The organism is Halothiobacillus sp., from assembly GCF_027346185.1.
In the GTDB taxonomy this organism is placed as follows: domain Bacteria; phylum Pseudomonadota; class Gammaproteobacteria; order Halothiobacillales; family Halothiobacillaceae; genus Halothiobacillus.
In genome coordinates, this window is record NZ_DAIESY010000138.1 from 1 (window position 1) to 4,772 (window position 4,772).

At 52.6% G+C, this 4,772-nt stretch carries 8 protein-coding genes; 2 read left to right on the plus strand and 6 right to left on the minus strand.

From position 1 onward, the window contains the following. The 6 genes from secB to M7R55_RS10075 form a co-directional block, all read right to left on the minus strand. Positions 1-405 (minus strand): protein-export chaperone SecB (gene secB / locus M7R55_RS10050; RefSeq protein WP_298220278.1); only part of this gene is annotated, 405 nt, incomplete at its 3' end. Positions 406-489: 84 nt separating this feature from the next. Then, on the minus strand, positions 490-933 hold the full coding sequence (trxC, locus tag M7R55_RS10055) for a thioredoxin TrxC (RefSeq protein ID WP_298220279.1): 444 nt from the start codon (positions 931-933) through the stop codon (positions 490-492). Between the two features lie 23 nt (positions 934-956). Then, positions 957-1,274: a glutaredoxin 3 gene (gene grxC / locus M7R55_RS10060; protein ID WP_298220285.1), complete on the minus strand. Its 318-nt coding sequence runs from the start codon at positions 1,272-1,274 to the stop codon at positions 957-959. 46 nt (positions 1,275-1,320) lie between these two features. Further along, positions 1,321-1,749: a rhodanese-like domain-containing protein gene (locus tag M7R55_RS10065; RefSeq protein WP_298220280.1), complete on the minus strand. Its 429-nt coding sequence runs from the start codon at positions 1,747-1,749 to the stop codon at positions 1,321-1,323. 47 nt (positions 1,750-1,796) lie between these two features. After that, on the minus strand, positions 1,797-2,009 hold the full coding sequence (locus M7R55_RS10070; RefSeq protein ID WP_298220281.1) for a DUF2892 domain-containing protein: 213 nt from the start codon (positions 2,007-2,009) through the stop codon (positions 1,797-1,799). 58 nt (positions 2,010-2,067) lie between these two features. After that, on the minus strand, positions 2,068-2,385 hold the full coding sequence (locus tag M7R55_RS10075; RefSeq protein ID WP_298220282.1) for a metalloregulator ArsR/SmtB family transcription factor: 318 nt from the start codon (positions 2,383-2,385) through the stop codon (positions 2,068-2,070). A gap of 368 nt (positions 2,386-2,753) precedes the next feature. Between M7R55_RS10075 and M7R55_RS10080 the strand changes: the two genes are divergently transcribed. Both M7R55_RS10080 and M7R55_RS10085 read left to right on the plus strand, forming a co-directional pair. Then, the gene (locus M7R55_RS10080) at positions 2,754-3,935 is read left to right on the plus strand and encodes a peptidoglycan DD-metalloendopeptidase family protein (protein ID WP_298220283.1); all 1,182 of its coding nucleotides are present in this window, start codon (positions 2,754-2,756) and stop codon (positions 3,933-3,935) included. Between the two features lie 211 nt (positions 3,936-4,146). Continuing rightward, positions 4,147-4,772, plus strand: a 626-nt coding sequence (locus M7R55_RS10085; protein WP_298220284.1) for a PDZ domain-containing protein, incomplete at its 3' end; no start/stop codon positions are given.

Here is a 4,772-nt window from a genome sequence, read left to right on the forward strand (position 1 = left end):
CGGGAAGCCGCCTTTCATCACCAGATCAGAGACGGTTTCCCGGATATAGGGCTGCAACAGGTTAGGGCAGTACGCACCCAGAATCTGCTGTGTATTTTGATCATCAAAACCGGCCACGGTAAAGATGCCCGCATATTGCACTTCGGCCAGGTAGATGGTTTCTTCGTTGTGGACAGCCGTGGCCGTGATGGTCAACGCAGTTTCGAACACACCCTCACCGAGCTTGCGCGCGTTGTTGGCGACCTGAATATTGACCTCGGGAGACCACTCTGTCGCCACGAAAATATCCGGCGCTTGCGGCGATTCGAACGACACGTCCTTGAGATAAATCTTCTGAATCGCAAATTGCTGCTCTACTGCCCCGTCCTGCGTGGCGGCGTGATCGTTATTGGTCTGTTCGGCCATGGAAACAACTCCCTCTGCATGAGATAAAAATAAAACTGTTATACCCGGTCGTTATGCCAACCGGATGACAAATGAAATCCAGAATTAAAGAACACCTTGCTGTTGCAGCCAGCTTTCTAAGGCCTGCAACGGCATGGCGCCGGACGTGCGCGCCGCTTCCTGCCCACTCCGGAACAGGACCAGGGTCGGAATACTGCGAATACCGAAACGCGCGGCTGTTTGCGGTGCCTGTTCCGTTTCCAGCTTGCCGACCCGCAACTTGGTTTTCTGACGACCGGCCAACTGCGCGAACACGGGGGCCATCATCTTGCAGGGGCCGCACCATGTCGCCCAGAAATCCACCAATACCGGCAAATCATTGCGGCTGATGTGGCGCGAGAAATTCTGATCGGTCAGCGTGATGGGCTGGCCCGAAAAAAGCTCGGCACCACACTTGCCGCAGTGACCACTGCCGACACGTTCGCCAGGAATGCGGTTCACCGCGTCACATTTGGGACAAACAACATGCAGGGAAGAAGTTTCGCTCATCGCCTTACTCCATCAATTCAGGATTATTCTTGTACATCGGGTTGTACATTGGGCTGAATGTGGGGGCGGTTGCGTTCGTTTTCCAGTAGGGCGGGCAATTTTCCGGCACGGACGAGCGCGGCAAGATCATCATAGCCACCCACATGGGTCTGGCCGATGAAGATCTGCGGTACGGTTTCGCGCCCGGAACGTTGCTCCATTTCTGCGCGATGGTCAGAATGAAAATCCACTGAAATCGCTGAAAACTCAAGACCTTGCTCTTTCAGGAGCCGTTTGGCGAAATGGCAATAAGGGCAAAAGGCGCTGAGATAGATCTCGACGACGGGGGCGTCTGACGATATGCCTGATGAAATTCCTGTCGGCTCACTCACAAAGACACATCCGATGCTATTTGCGCACAACGGGAAATTTTTCGGCCTTCCAAGCCGTAATGCCCCCCGCGAGATGGGCTACTTGGGTAAAACCCGCCTTCACGAACATATTGGCGGCCGAAGCGGATCGGTTACCGGAGCGGCAATACAACAGAATTTGATCCGCCTTGTGCTTTTCGAATTCCGGCAATTTGCTCGCCACGGATCCGAGTGCGACGTGACGAGCGCCCTTAATATGCTCACCACGAAACTCATCCGTTTCTCGCACATCGATCAACACCACGTTCTCCCGACCGATCAGACGGGCAAACTCGGCGGCGGTCATGTCGCGGAATTTTTGAAGACCCCGCGTCATTTCGTTACCCAAAAGCAAAACGATCAGCACCACAGCAGCCAGAGACAAGGCCCAGTGCCGCATCAGAAAGTCGATATATTCCTGCATCATTTACCCTTTAAACAGAATTCGAAGCGCGTAAAGCCAGTCAAGGCCGGTTATTGTGCGCGGCGCACACCCAGCTTGACCAGAATCGAATCCATCGGGCAAAAACGGGTAATGCCGCTCTGGAACAGGTTCAGGCCAACAAACGCGGTCAACCACAGCCAGCTTGGCTTCGCGAGATCGGCCTGGCCGGTTACATGGGCAAATATCAACGAGAGGAGAATCATCAAGCCCGCCATGATGCGGACGATACGATCAGTCGTCATGTCAAAAACCTCGGAATCGGAATGCGCACACCAAAGCCTTCTGGCGCACGCTTACATTTCAATTAAAGGGGCAAAACACTTCCTGCATCATGCTGATCAAACGGAGTGTGCGGGCATCGGAGACCCGATAGAAGACGCGGTTGGCGTCTTTGCGGGATGCCAGAATCCCTTTGTCGCGAAGAATGGCCAGATGTTGGGAAATATTACTCTGGGTCGTGCCGACCGCATCAACAATTTCCTGAACATGCAGTTCACGATCGCCCAGCACACATAAAATCTTCAAGCGCAAGGGATGCGACATCGCCTTGAGCGAACGTGAAGCTCGATCGATATCATCCGTCCGGGCCATTAAGCGTTCTGTACCACACTCATTCATTTCGAGGATCATTCGCGGTTCCCAGCAAAAATAGTTTCATTTTTCGATATGCTACCAGACTGACGGCACTTTGGAATTCAATCGCCCTGTTAGCAGGCTGCTGAAATACTTATTTTCAGCAGGATGATAAAGTGGGACATGAGTTTTTCAGCATCTTGTTAGGCACGATTTAAACACTCGCCAACAACCTGTTATTGAAAGCATACTAACTATTTTCGATGCTTCTGTCGTGGAAAATTGGAAATTTAACGCCATTTTGAGCAACAACCCAAGCAATGCCTTATTTTTTCCGATTTAAATTACCGCCATACCGCTGTGGGACATGCTCATTCCAGGCCAGAGTTCGTTCATTCATTTACCTTGCCTCCTTGTTTCTCAGTCTGGTTTGCACCCCCTACCTGAACGCCTATGCCGACAACCCCGGCCAGTTGAAACAGGCCATTGACCAGCAAAAATCTGCGCTGAATAAGACGCGCGCGGCTCAGGAAGAGATCAAAAGCCAGCTTAAGGCCACTCAGGCTCAACTGGATCAGACCGAAAAAGCACAAAACGATATCGAAGAACGCATTGAGGCCATCGAAGCACAGCGATCCGATCTGGAAAAACAAACCACCCAACTTGCCGATGAAATAAAACACCTCAAGGCACAGATTGACGACAGCCTGAGTACGGCCTACCTGCTGGGCAATCAGGCGCCGATATCCACGCTGCTGTCACATGATGATGCTCTGTCGTCCGAACGTTACCTCTACTACATCAAAACGTTGGTCGGTCAATCGATCGTACAACTAAACACGCTAAAACATACCGAACAGGCTCAAGAAGAGAACAAAAAGGCGCTTGAAAAAACTCAAACCGAATTGAATCAGGCTGAAATGCAACTGGCCGCAACCCTGGAGGCGCATCGGGCTCAACTGGCCACGCAGAATCAGTTGCTGCTGACACTCAGCCAACGTGCCGACACGCAGTCCCGTCGACTGGCTGAACTGCTTGCGCAGAAAAAAGAGCTGGATAACCGGATTGCCGCCCTGAACGCTCAAGCGGCAAAAGATCGGGCAGAGCAGGATCGCCGTCGTGTAGAGGCTCATCAGCGAAAATCAGCTCCCCCGGCAGACGATACGGACGAACGTTCGAGCCAATCAACCGCCTCGGGTGAAGTCATCCATGGTGGCATTCCTATTACCGGGCGCATTGTTCGCACCTACGGCGCACCCATTGCCGAAGGTGAAATGCGCTCACAGGGCATTCTGTTTTCCGCCCCCTTGGGTACGCCGGTTCGGTCGGTTGCGTCAGGCGAGGTTGTCTATGCCGACAGTATGAAAGGCTGGGGCAATCTGGTTATTCTCAGACACGCCAACGGCTACCTGTCGCTGTATGCCCACAACAGTGAACTCAAAGTTCAAACAGGCATGAGGGTCAAGCAAGGCACGGTACTGAGCCTGAGCGGGCATGTCTACGGGCAAGAAACGGGCATGTATTTTGAGGTGCGCAAGGGGAACGACACCATCAATCCACTGCGCTGGGCGCCGTATCGGTCTCTGGAACGCTAACTCGTTACAAATCCAGGGGAGACAAAATCGAGATATGGCCGCCTCTGGAACAAAAAGCTTGCTATGCTTTTGCGAACCTGACGCGCGCGGTTGAACGCATGACCCTTGCAGCAGTCTCAGGCATGGTTTTCTGTATGCACGGGAATGGATTACGCGAACCACCACGTTGAATGTCGCGCCCGTTTGTTTTTGTTTTGGAGAAAAAATTATTATGGCTCAGTGGTTACGTAAAGCTTCTGCCCTCGGCGTTGCCGCCGTTTTCGGGTTTTCTGTGGCAATTGCCGTCAACGCGCTTGCAGAAAAGGATCAGACCGCTGATTCAACCATCCCGCTGAACGAATTGCGCACATTCACTGATGTGTTGATGCGCGTGAAAGCCGACTATGTCGACACCGTCACCGACAAGACCCTGATGGATAACGCCATTCGTGGCATGATCGATCGCCTCGACCCTCATTCTAATTATCTCGACAAGACCGAGTTCAAAGATCTGCGGGAAACTACAACAGGCAAATTTGGTGGCTTGGGGTTACAGGTCGGCATGAAGGACAAGGTGATCACCGTCATCTCGCCTATCGACGATACCCCGGCCCAAAAAGCTGGAATCATGGCGGGTGACAAGATCATCAAGATCAATGGTGAGTTCACCCAGGGTCTTGATCTTGAGAAAGCAGTGAAACTGATGCGCGGCGATCCGGGCACGAAAATCACACTCACACTGGTACGCGATGGTGTCGACAAACCGTTTGACGTCACACTCGAACGCGCCATCATCAATGTCAAGTCGGTCAAAGCCCGTATGCTCGATCCGAACTTCGGTTATGTGCGCATAGCTCA

What these genes read in the sequence shown, in the direction of transcription:
- M7R55_RS10070 (WP_298220281.1), bottom strand. Translation starts at nt 2,009, where the DNA reads ATGACGACTGATCGTATCGTCCGCATCATGGCGGGCTTGATGATTCTC.
- M7R55_RS10065 (WP_298220280.1), bottom strand. Translation starts at nt 1,749, where the DNA reads ATGATGCAGGAATATATCGACTTTCTGATGCGGCACTGGGCCTTGTCT.
- trxC (WP_298220279.1), bottom strand. Translation starts at nt 933, where the DNA reads ATGAGCGAAACTTCTTCCCTGCATGTTGTTTGTCCCAAATGTGACGCG.
- M7R55_RS10075 (WP_298220282.1), bottom strand. Translation starts at nt 2,385, where the DNA reads ATGAATGAGTGTGGTACAGAACGCTTAATGGCCCGGACGGATGATATC.